Origin of the sequence: Methylobacterium platani (assembly GCF_001653715.1) — a bacterium.
Taxonomy (GTDB): Bacteria; Pseudomonadota; Alphaproteobacteria; order Rhizobiales; family Beijerinckiaceae; genus Methylobacterium; species Methylobacterium platani.
Window position 1 is genome coordinate 1,282 of record NZ_LWHQ01000119.1, and the last position, 211, is coordinate 1,492.

Annotated in this window: 1 protein-coding gene; it reads right to left on the reverse strand. The window is 67.3% G+C overall.

Features of this window, described 5'->3' with window-relative positions:
• A partial coding sequence (locus tag A5481_RS34910) for a hypothetical protein (RefSeq protein ID WP_197514283.1) occupies positions 1-211 on the reverse strand: 211 nt, incomplete at both ends.

Consider the following 211-nt stretch of genomic DNA (forward strand, 5'->3'; position numbering starts at 1 on the left):
CGCGGCCAGCGTCGTGATCTGTGCCGTGTGCCCGTCCTGGGTGGTGCTCAGCGACGTGATCGATTTTGCCTGGGACGAGACCTGCCCGTCGATGTTCTGGACCTGCGTCGTCAGCGACTGCGCCGCCTGCGCCTGGGCGTCGACGCGCTGATCCACGCCGGCGAGGTACGAGTTCAGGTAGGTGATCGAACTCGCGTTGGCGGTCGTCCGG